Origin of the sequence: Sporosarcina thermotolerans (assembly GCF_042658975.1) — a bacterium.
GTDB lineage: Bacteria > Bacillota > Bacilli > Bacillales_A > Planococcaceae > Sporosarcina > Sporosarcina thermotolerans.
This window is the reverse complement of the sequence record NZ_JBHSRM010000001.1, coordinates 147,325-163,370: the sequence shown is the minus strand read 5'-3', so window position 1 is coordinate 163,370 and position 16,046 is coordinate 147,325. Positions and strand designations below refer to the sequence as shown.

Annotated in this window: 16 protein-coding genes; all 16 read right to left on the bottom strand. The window is 45.5% G+C overall.

The features are described 5' to 3' along the window. Positions 1-6 precede the first annotated feature (6 nt). The 16 genes from ACFPZG_RS00795 to opp4A all read right to left on the bottom strand — a co-directional run bounded on the left by ACFPZG_RS00795 (position 7) and on the right by opp4A (position 16,043). A complete protein-coding gene (locus tag ACFPZG_RS00795; RefSeq protein WP_381426368.1) occupies positions 7-813 on the bottom strand; it encodes an urease accessory protein UreD in 807 nt (268 codons plus the stop codon). Beyond that, positions 806-1,435, bottom strand: a complete 630-nt coding sequence (gene ureG / locus ACFPZG_RS00790) for an urease accessory protein UreG (RefSeq protein ID WP_317940492.1) — start codon at positions 1,433-1,435, stop codon at positions 806-808. The genes ACFPZG_RS00795 and ureG overlap by 8 nt, the downstream gene beginning before the upstream one ends. Positions 1,436-1,464: 29 nt before the next feature. Further along, positions 1,465-2,205, bottom strand: coding sequence for an urease accessory protein UreF (locus tag ACFPZG_RS00785; protein ID WP_283733544.1), 741 nt, complete (start codon positions 2,203-2,205; stop codon positions 1,465-1,467). Further along, a complete protein-coding gene (locus ACFPZG_RS00780; protein ID WP_283733543.1) occupies positions 2,147-2,593 on the bottom strand; it encodes an urease accessory protein UreE in 447 nt (148 codons plus the stop codon). The genes ACFPZG_RS00785 and ACFPZG_RS00780 overlap by 59 nt, the downstream gene beginning before the upstream one ends. 36 nt (positions 2,594-2,629) lie before the next feature. Continuing rightward, complete coding sequence (gene ureC, locus ACFPZG_RS00775; protein ID WP_317940491.1) at positions 2,630-4,345, bottom strand: urease subunit alpha; 1,716 nt, start codon at positions 4,343-4,345, stop codon at positions 2,630-2,632. Next, the gene (locus ACFPZG_RS00770) at positions 4,346-4,711 is read right to left on the bottom strand and encodes an urease subunit beta (RefSeq protein WP_317940490.1); all 366 of its coding nucleotides are present in this window, start codon (positions 4,709-4,711) and stop codon (positions 4,346-4,348) included. Between the two features lie 12 nt (positions 4,712-4,723). Next, positions 4,724-5,026 carry an urease subunit gamma gene (gene ureA / locus ACFPZG_RS00765; RefSeq protein ID WP_283733542.1) on the bottom strand — a complete coding sequence of 101 codons (303 nt, stop codon included), beginning with the start codon at positions 5,024-5,026 and terminating at the stop codon, positions 4,724-4,726. 475 nt (positions 5,027-5,501) lie between these two features. After that, a complete protein-coding gene (locus ACFPZG_RS00760) occupies positions 5,502-6,515 on the bottom strand; it encodes an ABC transporter ATP-binding protein (protein WP_283733541.1) in 1,014 nt (337 codons plus the stop codon). Continuing rightward, a complete protein-coding gene (locus ACFPZG_RS00755; RefSeq protein ID WP_283733540.1) occupies positions 6,512-7,459 on the bottom strand; it encodes a C40 family peptidase in 948 nt (315 codons plus the stop codon). Before ACFPZG_RS00755 ends, ACFPZG_RS00760 begins: the two co-directional genes overlap by 4 nt. 41 nt (positions 7,460-7,500) lie before the next feature. After that, a complete protein-coding gene (locus tag ACFPZG_RS00750; RefSeq protein WP_317940489.1) occupies positions 7,501-8,424 on the bottom strand; it encodes a S66 peptidase family protein in 924 nt (307 codons plus the stop codon). 68 nt (positions 8,425-8,492) lie between these two features. Further along, positions 8,493-10,157, bottom strand: a complete 1,665-nt coding sequence (locus ACFPZG_RS00745; protein WP_317940488.1) for a peptide ABC transporter substrate-binding protein — start codon at positions 10,155-10,157, stop codon at positions 8,493-8,495. Positions 10,158-10,213: 56 nt separating this feature from the next. Beyond that, entirely contained in the window at positions 10,214-11,197 is a 984-nt protein-coding gene (locus ACFPZG_RS00740) for an ABC transporter ATP-binding protein (protein WP_317940564.1), read from the bottom strand. Positions 11,198-11,298: 101 nt separating this feature from the next. Then, complete coding sequence (locus ACFPZG_RS00735) at positions 11,299-12,237, bottom strand: ABC transporter permease (protein ID WP_317940487.1); 939 nt, start codon at positions 12,235-12,237, stop codon at positions 11,299-11,301. Then, on the bottom strand, positions 12,237-13,172 hold the full coding sequence (locus tag ACFPZG_RS00730; RefSeq protein WP_283733538.1) for an ABC transporter permease: 936 nt from the start codon (positions 13,170-13,172) through the stop codon (positions 12,237-12,239). The genes ACFPZG_RS00735 and ACFPZG_RS00730 overlap by 1 nt, the downstream gene beginning before the upstream one ends. Before the next feature lie 12 nt (positions 13,173-13,184). After that, positions 13,185-14,009 carry a M55 family metallopeptidase gene (locus ACFPZG_RS00725; RefSeq protein WP_317940486.1) on the bottom strand — a complete coding sequence of 275 codons (825 nt, stop codon included), beginning with the start codon at positions 14,007-14,009 and terminating at the stop codon, positions 13,185-13,187. Positions 14,010-14,210: 201 nt separating this feature from the next. Further along, complete coding sequence (opp4A, locus tag ACFPZG_RS00720) at positions 14,211-16,043, bottom strand: oligopeptide ABC transporter substrate-binding protein (RefSeq protein WP_283733537.1); 1,833 nt, start codon at positions 16,041-16,043, stop codon at positions 14,211-14,213. Between the last annotated feature and the right edge of the window lie 3 nt (positions 16,044-16,046).

The following is a 16,046-nucleotide window of genomic DNA, read 5'->3' as shown; positions in this document are numbered from 1 at the left end:
CATCCTTTAAATGAGCGCAGAGAGCTCGGTATAGACGCGCTTCATCTCCTGCTGGAGCCTCCATTGATTGACACCAAGGAATCTGCAATGGACCGCATTTCCCGCAAGCCTTGTCACTCCAGCGCGTAAGCCGTCTCCAACATTCAATGCCTCCTGGATTGCCCGTAGATCGAGACAATCTGCTTTTTTCGATACGAGCCAGATGGAGCCGACATACAACGCATCTTCAAGCATTCCAAGATCTTGAAGTTTCATATTCTCGGGAATGAAATGAAGACTGTCGAAAGCAATTAGCTCATCTTCAACGTAAATTCTTAACATTGACTTCAATGACGAGAAATCGAAAACTTCGCCTCTCATCTCCCTGCCAGGCGCGATGATTTCACCCCATAGCAGTGTGGCATTTTTCGCAAGACGGATCGTCGTTTCCATTTTGAATTTCGCATCCGCAAACGGAATGATCACTTCAGGCATCCATTCAAGTCGCGCGTCCTCTTCAAGCTCCGCATCAATAGATTGCACACAAGTTTCTCCTGTATGTGACCTGTACACCTTCAACGCCGATTGCTGGATGATTCTTACCTTGCTTCCCGGCAATAGTTTTATCGAAATATCATTCCGATCGCCAGCCACCATGCCACCCGAAGACTCCATCACATATACCGTCGCCATCGGATTGTCCCCTTCATACAGTTCACGGCTCGCCTTTAGCGGTGGTTGCTGGAATACATGCGGCATCCTTGTGTAACCTCTCCTTGGCTCAAACACCAATTTCAGCTTGCCGTTATGGTGTCTTCGAGCCACTTTACTCACCAGCACTTGTCGCGCCCGCGCCTTCAAGCAGCATATTCCGTTTGATCCATTCGACGATTTTGTCGACGTTTTTCCGTGTGCGGACATCCGCAAGGACATAAGGGCGGCCGCCTCGCATCTTCTTCACATCACTTTCGTACTGTTCAAGATCGACGCCAACATGCGGTGCGAGGTCAGTTTTATTGACCAATAAAAGATCGGATCTTGTTAACGCAGGACCGCCTTTTCTTGGAATATCCTGTCCTTCCGCGACATCGATTACGTAGATATATCCGTCGACAAGCTCAGGGCTGAATGTAGCTGAAAGGTTATCCCCGCCACTTTCGACGAAAACGATATCGAGATCGTTGAAGCGTTCTTTCAATTCATCGATTGCTGCGAAGTTCATGGAAGCGTCTTCGCGGATTGCGGTATGCGGGCATCCGCCTGTCTCTACTCCAAGAATCCTGTTTTCTTCCAACACCCCGTGATTCATTAGGAATTGGGCATCTTCGCGTGTGTATATATCATTTGTAATGACTGCAATGTTATAGTTTTCATGCATTGCTCGAGTTAGTGCGTCGACAAGCGATGTTTTGCCCGATCCGACGGGACCTCCGATTCCAATTCGTACTGGTTTCATATAAAAAACCGCCTCCTTCAGAAATAAAACTATGAAATAAATAATCTCGAAAATAGGTATTCGTGTTTCATCGAGGCAAGCTCGATGCCGAGGGCGTTGTTACTGATGTCCTCTTCTTTCAAGTTAGCGACGATCCTAACGGCTGTAACTACTTCTTCGGACAGCTGATGCATTGCTTGGACGCCTGTATTTTGCCCGAATGGCACAGCACGCACCGCGTTTTGAACAAGACCGTTCACCGATGAAAATAAATACGATAAGACCGTATGGTGGGCATCGACGTCATTGACTGCGCAATAAATGCCGTACAAAATGGCATAATGCCCTTTAATTTCATTGGCACCAATCCGACTTTTCCATTCATCGAAAAATGCATCCTGTACAAGAGGTGCAACTGTCCGGATGAATTGCCTGCCCAAATTGACGCTCGCATCCCTTGATTCCTTTGCAAGCTTGATAGCTCCGCAAAGCTCCTCCAAATGTAAAAGCCGCTCGATGTCCTGGTCTTTTGCCGCCCCAAACGCTTCCTGAATGAGAATCGCATCCCCGTAGACGAGGTTTTGGTGGAGAAACGTTGTGCAAAAAGCAATAAGTTCCTCCTTTGCCCGGATGCCGTCCTCCTGGATATATGTTTCCATTCCGTACGATTGTGTATAAGTGCCGATTGGGAAGGCTGAGTCATGGATTTGAAGCAGCCGAAGAAACTGGATGTCAGTGGGAATGGCCACGGTATTTGAAAGGTTGTTTGAATCGACGCTCGGTTGTTTCATATGCCACACCCACCTCATCCAATAATGGTGCAAGGGTATGATCTGCACGGACGACGATTTCGTCTTTTTCGATCAAAGCAGGTGTGTGGCGGTTGCCAAGCTCGAAAGCGGCTTTACCCATCTCAACCATATCCTTTGGTCGGATAACGATGACCTGTTCCACTTTTGTCCGGATCACGATACAGCGCTCGTCGTCCTCAAACAAGAGGTCGCCGTATTTCAACGGTTCCTCCTGATCGATGCGCAAAGCGACGTCCGTACCCTCATTCGTTTCTGTACGCAAAATACGCTTGCTCAGTTCTTCCCATTCCAGATCGACCCATTCGATGCGCTTTCCTGAAACTTCTTCGGTATCCCCGATATTGCCTATGACTTTTTCAATTAACATCGCGTATACTCCTTTACAAATCAATAGTTATATTAATTAAAACAAGAAATACCTTTGTGCCATCGGAAGGACGTCAACCGGATCGCATGTCGCTAGTTCCCCGTCAATCTTCACTTCATACGTCTCCGGATCGACGTCGATTACAGGCATTTCGCTATTATGCTTCATATCCGCTTTTGAAATGTTGCGGCAATTTTTCACTGTTCCAATCATCTTCTTCAGTCCAAGTTGCTCCGGAAGGCCTTCTTCTACAGCAATTTTTGGTAGAAATGTCATCGCCGCATTTTGCGGGCCGTGTCCATGGTATCCGTACATCTTACGGCCCATCATCGGTTGCGGCGTCGGGATTGATGCATTTGGATCTCCCGTCATCGCATACACGGCCACACCGCCCTTAATGACGACCTGAGCTTTAACTCCAAAAAATGCAGGCTCCCATAAAACGATGTCCGCTAACTTGCCTTCTTCGAGCGAACCAACCTCATGCGAAATCCCTTGGGCAATGGCAGGGTTGATCGTATATTTCGAAACGTAGCGCTTTACACGGTAATTATCATTATCTTTCCCTTCATCCTGTCGAAGTGGACCGCGCTGCTTCTTCATTTTGTCTGCAGTCTGCCATGTTCGGATTGTCACTTCGCCTACCCGGCCCATCGCCTGGGAATCGGATGACATGATGCTCAAAATCCCAAGATCCTGCATAATGTCTTCGGCAGCAATCGTCTCAGGACGAATCCTCGAATCCGCAAAAGCAACATCCTCCGCCACATCATGTTTCAAATGGTGGCAAACCATTAGCATATCCAAATGCTCATCAATTGTATTCGTCGTAAACGGCTTTGTTGGATTCGTCGAAGCTGGCAATACATTTGGCAACGACGCCATCTTTAACTGGTCCGGTGCATGTCCTCCACCCGCTCCTTCTGTATGGAAAACGTGGATGACCCTTCCGTCAATCGCATTAATCGTGTCTTCAACGAATCCCGCCTCATTCAACGTATCGGAGTGCAAAGCAATTTGAATATCGTATTCATCCGCGATTTTCAAGCTTTGATCCAAAGCGGAAGGCGTTGCGCCCCAGTCCTCATGAATCTTCATACCAATCGCGCCCGCCCGCACCTGCTCAACAAGTGGTGCTGGAAATGCTGCGCTTCCCTTTCCGAATAAACCGATATTCAACGGAATGTCTTCGATCTGTTGAAGCATCCGATGCAAATGCCATTTCCCTGGTGTCACTGTCGTCGCAGTGGAACCTGACGCCGGGCCTGTCCCACCACCGATAAATGTCGTCGTCCCCGCATTCAATGCCGTTTCAACTTGCTGGGGACTGATGAAATGAATATGCGTATCAATCGCTCCCGCAGTTGCGATCAACCCTTCGCCCCCGTACACTTCTGTTCCAACCCCGATGATCATACCCTGGTCGACACCGTCCATCGTATCCGGATTACCCGCCTTGCCAATTCCGACAATCCTTCCATTCTTGATACCGATATCGGCCTTCACAATCCCTGTATGATCGATGATTGTTGCATTTGTAATGACCGTATCAAGAACGCCTTCATCGGAAGTCTTTTCACCATTCTGTCCCATCGATACGCGAAGGGACTTCCCGCCGCCAAAAATGCCTTCGTCTCCGTAAGTCGTATAGTCCTTCTCTATTTCAATCCATAGATCAGTATCTGCCAAACGAACCTTGTCGCCCACAGTCGGGCCAAACATTCTTGCATACTGCTCGTGTGTAATTTTCAATTAACTGTCAGCTCCTTTAAATCCGCCATCAGATGCTTTTTCTATAATTTCCTCTCGTTTATGCGTGGATCCTTCCGTCAGCTTGTTTAAACCAAAAACATGGCGCCTTCCACCAAACTCGACAAGCTCCACTTCCTTTTCCTCACCCGGTTCAAAACGGACCGCCGTCCCTGAAGGTATATTCAAATGCATTCCAACCGAGTGCTCACGATCGAATTCCAGAAACTTATTTACCTCAATAAAATGGAAATGAGACCCAACCTGTATCGGACGGTCACCTGTATTCGCGACCTTCACCGTCTTCACCGCTCGTCTGACATTGATTTCAATCCACCCGTCTGCCGCCTTGATCTCTCCTGGTTTCATATGAAAACCCCCTTATTGAATTGGGTGATGCACCGTAACCAACTTCGTCCCATCCGGAAATGTGCACTCAATCTGTACTTCCTTTACCATATCCTCGACGCCTTCCATTACATCATCCACCGTCAATAACTGTTTCCCCTCACTCATCAACTGCGCAACAGTCTTCCCATCTCGCGCACCCTCCATGATGAAATGACAAATAAGAGCTACAGCCTCAGGGTAATTCAACTTTACGCCTCGCTCCTTACGCTTCAGCGCGAGCTCCCCTGCTACGTGTAACAACAATTTTTCCTGTTCAACTGGTGATAGCTTCAAAAAAACACCTCCAAATAATAGTCACATATTTTAGACAACTTTAGATAGTATTCTACCAATACTATCTTTCTTATTCATTTTTTTTCGTACATTTAGTGTTTTGCAAGAATATGCGGTAAAGGACGAGTGTCCGTTTGATTAGAACCTATCGTGATGTAGGTCATTTATGAGGGTAATGAGGGAATTACAACGACTCTATTATAGGATAATCATTTTTCCTTGGCAACTTCTACACAAAGCAGAAATTCGTTGGGGGAAAAGCTTACTTCATAGGGTTTGTAACGATTCGAAAAGGTATGCTCGAGTTTATGTGAGTTTTGCTCGAGTTTGGGCTGTTTTTGCTCGAGTTTGCTTGTGTAATGCTCGAGTTCGGGTCACTTTTGCTCGAGTTTCACTATGTTTTGCTCATCGCAGGACTTACTACCCACTCAAAACACACCCCACCACGCCCACAAAAAAAAGCCGTCCTGAAATTTCAGGACGACCCAACAGCTTCCCTTACCGCATCGGAACGTTTCATTACTTCTTTATCATGCAAATGACAGGCAACAAAATGCCCTTTTTCCTTTTCAAGCCACTTCGGCTTCAATTCACCACAAACCTCCATCGCATATGGACAGCGTGTACGGAACACGCAGCCCGACGGTGGATTGATCGGACTCGGAAGCTCACCTTTCAGCAGTATTCGTTCACGAGACTCCTCAATGTCCGGGTCAGGAATTGGAATGGCCGACAGCAATGCTTCCGTATATGGGTGCAACGGTTTGTCGTAGAGCTGCTTGCTCGACGTAAGTTCCACCATATGCCCCAAATACATGACGCCGATACGGTCCGATATGTATTTGACCATCGACAGATCATGTGCGATGAATAAATACGTCAGCCCTTTTTCCTTTTGCAATCGCTGCAGCAACTTAACGACTTGGGCTTGTACAGAAACATCCAATGCGGAAATCGGCTCATCCGCAATGATGAAATCAGGGTCGAGTGCGAGCGAACGGGCGATGCCGATCCGTTGCCGCTGCCCTCCGGAAAACTCATGTGGATAACGATTGGCATGATCCCTGTTCAATCCAACATCTTCAAGTAATTCATGTACCCGTGCACGCATTTCTTCTTGAGTCTTGTACATTTTATGGATTTGCATCGGCTCAGCAATAATTTCATAAACAGTGGAGCGCGGGTTCAAGGAAGCATACGGATCTTGGAAGATCATTTGCATTTTCTTCAAGAATCGATGCCGTTCGTCGTCCGTCATATCATGGATGCTTTGTCCCTCGTATAAAACTTCTCCGTCCGTTTTATTGTAAAGGCCCAAAATCGTTCTACCCGCCGTCGATTTTCCACATCCCGACTCCCCAACAAGGCCAAATGTTTCCCCTCTTAAAATGTCAAAGCTGATGCCATCGACCGCCTTTAATTTTTGGCCTCTTCCAACATCGAAATAGCGCTTCAAATTCTTGACAGACAGAATCACTTTTTTGGTCATTCAGTTTGCCTCCTATCCGCCCCAAATCTTCGGACAGCGCAAATATCTCGTTCAAGCTTTGAGCCTGGTAGTTTCAACAATTCAATCGATTGCCCTGTTGAAGGCGAGTGAAGAAGTAAGCCATTACCATAGTAAAACCCGACGTGCCGAACATTGCCTTTCCCTTCATCATTCGCGAAGAATACTAAATCACCCTTTTCCCAGAAAGAAGGGTCATCCATTGGCACTTCTTTACCGATTTTCGCCTGATCGCTCGCATCTCTGGGAATAAAATACCCACAAGCTTTCAGCATATTGTACGTGAATCCCGAACAATCAAAACCGTACGATGACATGCCTCCCCAGAAATAAGGGAGATCTAAAAAGGAAAGCCCTTCATCAACTGCGGATGCTGGCGGACGTTTTTTAAATTGATGAACGGAAGGCGCCCTTACACTATCAGCTTTCAAAACCAATGCCTCTCCATCTGGCGTCATTACATGGAAATGATCTTCGCTTTCATCGATCAAAGGAAGAATCGTATTAAATGGCACAATCATAAACGGCCTACCATCTATCTTCCATAACTGCGCTTTGCCAACGTCCACCCGTATAAAGCCTCCCGCTTGCTCAAGTGGAGACGCCTTTTTCAATTGTGCCAAAGGTACCCAGCCCGGATATCCTCTTTCGTCTTTCTTCGACGGTTGCCAAACTGCAATTACTTTTGCCCAATCACCAACGATTTTCTCCACGATGACCGGCTCGCCATACAAAACTTGTGTCTGTACACGGTTGCTATTGCAAAGATCAAGTCGCTCTTCGTATGCAAGCTTTTCCAACCATTTATTTAGCTGAAGCGGATTGGCAACACCTTCCGTGTCCATTTCACGAGCGGACTCCGGTGATGTCCAAACCGTCGCGACCGGTACTGCACATGCGAACATATTCACGGTAAGCTCTGTCATTGCGTTTCCCCCTTTTCAGTGACTCCTCTTAACGTTTTGACTTATTCTACCCCCGGCAGGATTGTGAGTGTTTTCTTATTCCCGTCAAGCTTTGCTTCAACGCCTAACGGAATTGCAAAATGTGGCTCACAATGGCCGATTTTAAATCCTTTGACGGCTGGTTTTCCGATATCCCCAAAGTAATGGTCAAAAACTTCGTCCATCGTCAATGAATTCTTCGTTTTCTTTAATTCAATCTCAGAAAAATCTCCTATTATGATTCCAGCAGCATCAGAGAACTTTCCTGCCATGCGAAGCTGGTTCAACATTCCATCTACCCGATACGGTTCCTCCCCAACATCCTCAATGAAAAGCAATTTCCCTTTCGTTTCGACCTCGAATTTTGTTCCCATTGTGTCGGCAAGCAACGAAAGATTGCCACCAACAATTTCCCCTTGCGCAACGTCTCCGCTTACTGTCCCGAGAGGAGAAATGTCTTCGGTATAATGAAGTTCCATCGGTTCGAACAGTTGCATGAACATTTTTGCGGATAGTTCATGGAAGGTGTCTTTTCCAACACAAGACGCAAGCATCGGGCCATGGAATGTGACGAGATTTGAGTACAAACCCATTGCAGTGTGCAAGAATGTGATGTCACTGAATCCCCAGAATATCTTTGGATTTTCCCGTATCAATTGGAGATCCAACCGGTCTGTAAACCGTGCGGATCCATATCCGCCTCCCGCGCAGATGATGCCATTAATGGATGGATCAGCGAACATGTCTTCCATGTCTTGCAGGCGTTCATCATCGGTTCCTGCAAGGTAGCCGTACGTATTATTGATGTGTTTTCCAAACTTCCATTTCAATCCTAACTGCTCTAAAAATGTTAGCGATCGCTCAAGGCTTTCTTGATTTGGCGGACTGGAAGGTGCAATAATTCCGATTGTATCCCCAGGTTGAAGCCGTTTAGGTCGTATTCTCATTTTCCACATCTTCCTTTCCGAGCCATTTTAAAAAATCGCGGCGCCATGATGGACACCGCGACGTTGAATTAGTTCTTATCTGCGTATTTCAAGTCTAAATAACCTACAGGGTGGCGCAAGATTCCGGAAACTCCTAATTTTTCAAGTGATGTCGAGTTATAGAAGTAAAGTGGGAATACAGGCATTTCTTCCATAAGAAGCTTATCCGCCTGTTGTAACAATTCCCAGCGCTTGTTTTCATCTGTTTCATTTTTAATGTCCGCAATTAGCTTATCATATTCCGCATTCGACCATGTAGTACGGTTCATGGAAGAGCCGGTGATGAAACTTTCAAGTGCGTTCACAGGGTCTGCATAGTCATGCAGGAAAGAGGAACGAGACATTTGGTATTTGAATTCTTTTTGCTCAGATAGAAAAACTCTGCCTTCAACATTTTGCAATTCTGCATCAACACCTAAAATTTCCTTGAATTTAGATTGAAGAGCAATTGCAATTTTTTGGTGGGATTCACTTGTAGAATACGTAATTGTAACTTTCGGAAGTTCTGTGTATCCTTCCTCTTTCATCCCTTCTTCCAAAAGCTGTTTTGCCTTATCTGGATTAAAAGCTACAAGATCGCCTACCGTATCACGGAATTCCTTGCCATCCGGACCGATGAATCCAAAAGTAACAAAGCCATGTGCTGGTTTCTCTCCATTTTTCGTTACATAAGTGACGATTTCTTCTTGGTCAACCGCAAATGCAAATGCTTGACGGATCTTTTTATTCGTAAATGGCTCCATTGAAGTATTGAAACGGTAGAAGTATAAGCCCGCTTGGTCATCGATGCGCAGCTCGTTGCTATCTTTCAATTGGTCGGCAATTTCGGACGGAACGCTAGTTACATCCAGCTCATTGGCTTGATACATTTGGTAAGCAGTCGTCGTATCATTCACCATTGCCCAGTGAACTTTATCCAGTTTAACTACGCCTGCATCCCAGTAATGTTCGTTCTTTTCAAATTCAAAGCTCACATCATGATCCCATGACGCCAATTTGAATGGTCCGTTTCCTACGAAAGTTGATGCTTCTGTATGCCATTTAGGATTGGCAGATGCAACTTTTTCATTGATTGGGAAGAAGCTTGGGTTTGTAATGATATTCAAAAACGCTTCGTTCGGTGATGTCAATTTGACAACGAATGTCTTTTCATCCTTTGCCTCAATTGCGATGTCATCAGCAGAACCTTCTCCGTTATTATAAGCTTCCGCCCCTTCGATGAAATACGCAAGGAACGCAGCCGGTGAGGCTGTTTCAGGATTCAGCATATGTTTCCACGCAAATACAAAATCCCCAGCTGTTACCGGATCTCCATTAGACCATTTCGCATTGCTACGAATTGTAAATGTGTACGTTAAACCGTCACCAGAGATATCGATTTTTTCAGCTGTCGCTTCCACCGCCCGATGATCCTTGTCAAGGCGCGTCAAACCTTCCATAATGTTGTTAAGTGCACTCCAAGACACCGCATTGAAACCGATCGACGGATCAAATGACGTTGGCTCATCGCCATTGTTCATGAGAAGGATCTTCTCAGCAGCAGCAACCTCTTCAGACTTTCCTTCCTCTTTCCCTTCATTAGTAGTCGGTTCAGTCGTCTTACCAGGCTCCTTCCCTGCGTCCTTATTCGCTGTACACGCCGCAAGAACAAGAGATAGTATAACCACCATCAAAAACGTCAACCACTTTTTCAAATCAATAACCCCCTTTGTTTGTATATGAATAGATAAGCACTTTTGTGCATAGCACCTTATTTATCGAACAGTCTCTTCGCCCTTTCATCCTGCAACCAGCAATCTACTGCATGCGTTTCAGATAAGTCTGTCGTCCCTGGATAGATACGATCGCAGACTTCCATCGCAAACGGGCATCTTGCGGTGAATGGACATCCGATTGGAGGAGCAAATAAATCCGGCGGTGTCCCTTCAATCGGTTGAAGTTCCTCTTCCTTCAAGTCAAGCCTTGGAACGGAAGCGAGCAATCCCTTCGTATAGGGGTGCTGCGGCGAATAGAACACCTCACGCTTCGTACCGATTTCAATGACTTTACCTGCATACATAACCGCAATACGGTCTGCTATCTTTGCAACAACACCTAAGTCATGTGTGATAAGAATGATGGAAACGCCCGTCCGCTCTTGAATTTCCTCAAACAACTCAAGAATTTGTGCCTGGATTGTCACATCCAATGCGGTTGTAGGCTCATCCGCGATCAACAGCTCAGGTTCGCATATTAACGCAATTGCAATTACAATTCTTTGCCGCATCCCTCCCGAAAATTGGTGCGGATATTGTTTCATCCTTTCCTCAGGATTCGGAATACCGACCACCTCAAGCAGTTCCATGGCCCTTTTACGCGCCTCGGATTTACTTACTTTTTGGTGGGTTCTCAACCCTTCCGTAAGCTGTTCACCAATTTTGAGTGTCGGGTTCAATGCAGTCATCGGGTCCTGGAAGATCATTGAAATATCGACACCCTGTACTTTCCGCATTTTGGATTTGTCCAACTTTGTTAAATCCTTCCCCTTAAAAAGAACACTTCCATTTTTGATCCGCCCTGCAGGTTCAGGGATCAACCCCATTATCGTGTTCGCCGTTACACTTTTTCCACAACCAGACTCCCCGACAATTGCCAGTGTTTCTCCTTTATATAGATCGAATGAAACGCCACGTAATGCTTGAACCTCTCCCCCGAACGTCCTGAAAGACACATACAAATCACGCACGGACAGCATTACCTCGGAAAACACCTTTTTGCGTTTCCCCAATTCATCGGGCTTTGATAAGACTGCTGCCCCGCCTTCATTCAACGTATTTTCATTTTCATTCAATCTCTTCACCCCCTCAGTTTCGGATCGAGTGCATCTTGCATACCGTCTCCGAGGACGTTAAATGCAAACATTGTCAGTGAAATGAAAAGTGCCGGGAAAAATAATCTCCACCAATGACCTGATAGAATAACAGGCAATGCATCGTTCGCCATTACCCCCCAACTTGCTACAGGTGCTTGGATTCCAAGTCCGATGAAACTTAAGAACGCTTCCGCAAAAATTGCACTTGGTACAGTCAGTGTCATTTGAACGATGATCGGACCCATTGTATTTGGAAGTAAGTTCTTTCGGATAATCCTTGGTGTCCTCGCGCCAAATGATTTGGATGCAGTGACAAATTCATAGTTCTTAATCTGAAGTACTTGTCCCCTAACAATTCGGGCCATTCCGACCCATCCGGTTATTGTCAGCGCAACAATGATTGTTGTTAAACTCGGACCCATGATGACCATTAAAAGAATTACGACTAATAAATGCGGCAACCCATAAAGGATTTCAATGATACGCATCATGATCGTATCCGTCTTTCCACCCTTATAGCCGCTGATTCCGCCGTAAATAATACCGATGAAGAAGTCGATCAATGCCGCTGCGACACCGACGAATAATGATACCCGGGCTCCATGCCAAGTTCGGGTAAATACATCCCATCCCTTATCATCCGTTCCGAACCAATGTGTTGAGGAGGGCGGCTGATTCTGATTAGCGTACTGTGTCGTTTCTATATTATGTGGTGATAGAATAGGAGCAAAGATAGCAAACATCGTTAGAATGAATAAGAATACAAGACCGCCCATTGCCAATTTATTTTTCCGTAATCTCCGCCATGCATCTTTCCAATAGGAGAGCGAGGGGCGAACGACAGATTCAGCCTTTTCAACGTCCCGTCCTTTTGGTTTGAACCACTCGTCCGGGGCTTGCACGTTTTGTTGACGTGTTACCATTACGCATCACCTTCCTTTCGGTGAAGTTTAATGCGCGGATCAATGAATCCATAGACGATATCTACTAAAAACAACATGAATACAAGAAACGCGCTATAGAATACAGTTGACCCCATAATAACTGGATAATCCCGATTATTAATGCTTTCTACAAAGTATTTCCCCATCCCTGGGATTGCAAAAATCTTTTCAATGACAAATGTACCTGTTAATATACCCGCGAGCATTGTACCCATTATGGTGACGACCGGCATTAATGCATTTCGCAGTGCATGTCGCAATACAATGCGGGCAGGCGATAATCCTTTCGCTCTTGCCATCTTCATATAATCCTGGGTTAGCACCTCTAACATGCTCGATCGGGTTAAACGTGCAATGATTGCGGTTGGGCCTGTGGCAAGTGCCAATGTCGGTAAAATCATGTGCATCCTGCTACTCCAAGTGGCTGGAGGAAGCAGATTCCAAGTGACGGCGAATTGCTGGATTAAAACAGTCGCCAATACGAAGTTCGGAACAGATATCCCAATGACTGCAAATGCCATCGCAGAATAATCAATGATGCCGTTATGGCGCAGGGCAGCCAGTGTGCCTAACGTAATTCCCGAAATGACCGCAACAAGGATTGTTATCATTCCTAGTTCGAATGAAATCGGGAAACCCCTCGCAAGTAATGTGTTCACCGTCTCATTTGGCTTCTTAATAGAAGGCCCAAAGTCGAACGTGGCAATTGACTTCAAGTACTCAAAGTATTGCACATGTGTCGGTTGGTCCAACTTATAGAATTTCTCGAGATTTGCCTGGATTGTAGGATTTGATGTCCTCTCTTCGTCGAACGGAGAACCTGGTATCGAATGCATCAAGAAAAATGTTAGCGTTGCAATAATGAGGATTGTCGCAATCATCATGAAGAATCTCTTTACTATGTAAATCGCCATGCGGCATTCCCCCTAACAGAACTTTGTTTGCATTGCCAATTCGACCATTACGAGCATCGCACGATACGCTTCTAAAATGTCTTTCGCTTCAAACTTCACAATTGTCGTACCCGGTTCAATTTCACAACCTGGCATTAACGCCGCCCACTCCGCCTGTCCATAGTTCGTGAATTCAATCCGTAATATTGGTTGTTCAGGAGGGCTTAAGGGTTTGATCGTAGTACGCTTCGCAATCGCTTCCGCCGTCTTTTCTTCCAACAACGCTTGGGCTTTTTTAGGGTGGAGGGTCTTTACAGCAGAGCGTGAAATAGATTGTTTTACTGCCGCAGTTACTATACCGGGTATCAATGCTTCAGCTTCGCGGCATGCACAATCGTCGCCCGCTACCATAATGACAGGCACACCGTAATGTCCCGCTACATATGCGTTTAATCCAAGCTCTCCAATCTCCACGTCATTGATGAACATCGTTCTAACACCGAAAGTCATTGAGTGGCTCATGACACCCGGTTGCCCAGCCCTCGCATGATATCCAGTGAAAATCGCACCATCGAAAGTCTCGTCCAAGGCCTGAACCATCGAAAACGCTTTCAAATCGCCGGTTATCAAATCTGCATCGGGGTGCAATTCTTCCACAAGAAGATTGTTCATCTTTGAATGGCTGTCGTTGACAAGGACTTGTTCTGCCCCCTGGTCAATTGCCGCACGGATGATTGCGTTTGCTTCCTCTGTCATAATACGCCTTGCCCTGTCGTAATTATGCATAGATGAATCAACAAACGTATAATCCGGCAAGCCTGTAATTCCTTCCATGTCTACGGAAACGTAAACTCTCAAAACTTCTCCCCCATTTCTATTAGTTAAAAAATGTATTAACTGATTAATCGATGACTTCAATACTATCAAATACTTGTGAATATTACAATATAGTTTGGGAATAAAATGAACGGGTATAAAATGAAAAACGCACAAAAACCGCCATCCGATTAGCCGGATGGCGGTGATTGTAGATTACAAGGAAAACCTTGTAGTCACTTATTATTCAGTTACGCCCCACTTCCACAGACGTAGATCTGTGCCAGTTTCGATAGAGTAGTTTGTAACACGTTTGTTAACAGCCATTAGGTAGTAACGGAATACTGTTGGTGCAACTGGAACTTCATCAACCATTAGCTCTTGCCATTCTTTGAACTTACCAGCACGGTAGTCTGTATCCAAAGATTTTTCGCCAGAGATAGCTGCAAGAAGCTCGTCGTTCTTCTCGCTTGTGAAACGAGTATAGTTAAATGCAGCAGTTCTGCCGTATAGACCGGATGGGTTCGGGTCAGAACCTACACCCCAAGCACCTTGGTAGATGTCGATATCTGGATCGTCAGCTTCTACGCGATCGTAGAATGAGTTGAACTCATGTAGACGACCTTCAAGAAGTTGTACTTTAATACCTACGTCAGCCCAGTTTTGAATGTAGAACTGTGCAATCGGCTCAGCAGTTTCTCCACCTGACATGGAAGCGAAATTAAGTTCGAATTTCTCGCCCTTATCGTTTTCACGGAATCCGTCTCCGTCAACGTCAACGTATCCAGCTTCGTCAAGAAGTGCTTTCGCCTTTTCAGGGTCGTAAGATGGTGTTGGGATGCTTGCGTCATGGAATGAAGCAAATACAGGAACAATTAGAGTTGTACCAGGGAAACGAAGACCGTGGTAAAGTTCTTTACCGATTGTTTCGTTATCCAATGCCCACCACATTGCTTGACGTACAAGTTTGTTACCCATTTTAGCATTTGGATCTGTTACGCTTTCTTTCTTATCTGCATCCCACTTACCAAGTTTGAAACCGATGTAAGTGTATGCAAGGTCAACTTCTGCTAACAACTCGATATTATCGACTTCTTTAGCATTCAAGTATTGGTCAACTGGAATTGATGCGATATCTACATCGCCTTTCTTAAGTGCTTCAAGAATAGAAGCAGAGCTTACTACTTTCAATACGATTGAATCTAGAGCCGGCTTACCTCTCCAGTAGTCATCGTTGCGCTCGTAAAGTACAGATTCACCTGGAACAATTTTCTTAACTTTGTAAGCTCCGAAGCCGATAGGGCTTGTACGGATCTTTTCAGATGCTGCAAGTTCTTCAATTGTAACTTCACCTGTCATAACATCTCCGACATGGTGTCTTGGTGTTGCGCTACCCCAAATACCTGACAAAAGTGATGGAGTCGCTTCTGTGTAAGTAATTGAGATTGTTCTGTCATCATCAGAAACTGTGATACCAGAAATTTCAGTTGTTTCGCCGTTATGGTATGCAGGCATACCGTCAACGTTAGAGATCATGAATGTGTAACGAGTTCCTGTGTAGTCTGGGTGACCAAGTAGTTGGTAAGAGTAAAGAAGGTCACTTGCTTTAACAGGCTCACCGTCATGCCATTTTACGCCATCACGGATTGTGATTGTGATAGTTTTGTAGTCTTCAGAGATTTCATATGTTGCAGCACCGTCGTTAGTGATTAAGAAGTCACCGTCGATAGCGAACAAGCTTTCATTGAAGAAGCTCATTACAGTGCTATCAGGTGAACCTGAATAGAACACTGGGCTTAGAGTACCTTCGAATGGAGTGTCAGAAACTAATGCATAGTTCAACTCTCCGCCATCGATAGGCGTTCCTGTGTTAGTGACAGTAAGTGGGAAATCAAGTCCAGCGTTTGGATCTACAACTTCCTCTTCTTCTTCGCCTGCTTTTTCTTCTTCTTTCGGTTTTTCTTTGTCTGGTGTTTTAGTTTCACCAGCATCATTGTCCTTGCCTGTACATGCAGCTAAAAACACGCTGAGAACAAGCAATAGACTTGCAAGTAGCATAAATTGCTTCTTTGCCATTGT